The 1,026-nt window shown below is 70.1% G+C and carries 1 protein-coding gene; it reads right to left on the bottom strand.

Going from position 1 to position 1,026, the window contains the following annotated elements; genetic code table 11:
* Positions 1-244: 244 nt before the first annotated feature.
* Positions 245-1,012, bottom strand: coding sequence for an exodeoxyribonuclease III (xth, locus tag QRO91_RS18030; protein ID WP_049432111.1), 768 nt, complete (start codon positions 1,010-1,012; stop codon positions 245-247).
* Positions 1,013-1,026 lie beyond the last annotated feature (14 nt).

Genomic DNA, 1,026 nt, shown 5'->3' on the forward strand with positions numbered 1-1,026 from the left:
CGGCCGGATGTCTAAGGTCCGCCGCGAGAGGGGGGCGCGGGGGCGGCTGCTGGGGGGGGCGCGCGGCGGCAACGGCGGGGCCGCCCCCCTCGGGTACGCACGCCGTAGGGCCCCGGGGTGGGGGAAAACGGTGGGGGGGTGCGGTATTCGCGGGCGGCGGCGAGGGCCCCGCCCCGGCCCCCCCCCGGCGCCCCCCCACCGGGGCCAGGGAAGCCGGCGCCGCCGGCCAGGCCCCGCCGCTACCTCAACCCAGCTGCACCCACGCCGGCGCATGGTCGCTCGGGCGTTCCCAGGTGCGCGGCTCGCGGTCGATGCCCGAGGCCACCGCGCCGCCCTTCAGCGCATCGGAGACCAGGGTCAGGTCGATGCGCAGGCCCAGGTTGCGGCGGAAGCCGGCCGCGCGGTAATCCCACCAGCTGAACACACCGGCTTCGTCGTTGTGCAGGCGGAAGCCATCGTGCAGGCCCAGCTGCAGCAGCTTGTTGAGCGCGCCGCGCTCGGCGGTGGAGGTCAGGATGTGGTTGTCGTTCCACACCTCCGGATCGTGCACGTCGCGCGCGTCCGGGGCGATGTTGAAGTCGCCCATCACGATCAGCTTCGGGTGCCGCTGCAGTTCTTCGGCGATCCAGGCATGCACTGCCTCGAGCCAGCGCAGCTTGTAGTCATACTTGTCGGTGCCGATGTCCTGGCCGTTGACCACGTACAGGTTGATCACCCGCAGGTCGCCGAAGGTACCGGCAATGACGCGCTTCTGTTCGTCCTCGAAGCCGGGAATGCCGATCTGCACGTCCTGCGCCGGCTCACGCGACAGCAGTGCCACGCCGTTGTAGGTCTTCTGGCCGGCGAACACGCTGCGGTAGCCGGCGGCGATCAGCGCAGAGTCGGGGAACTTGTGGTCCTCCAGCTTGGTTTCCTGGATACCGACGATGTCCGGGCCGAACTCCTTGAGCCACTGCTCCAGGTGCGGCAGGCGGACATTGAGCGAATTGACGTTCCACGAGGCGATCTTCATGGGGGCATTCTACC

It is taken from the genome of Stenotrophomonas maltophilia group sp. Smal32, from assembly GCF_030237085.1.
In the GTDB taxonomy this organism is placed as follows: Bacteria; Pseudomonadota; Gammaproteobacteria; order Xanthomonadales; family Xanthomonadaceae; genus Stenotrophomonas; species Stenotrophomonas maltophilia_Q.

What these genes read in the sequence shown, in the direction of transcription:
- xth (WP_049432111.1), bottom strand. Translation starts at nt 1,012, where the DNA reads ATGAAGATCGCCTCGTGGAACGTCAATTCGCTCAATGTCCGCCTGCCG.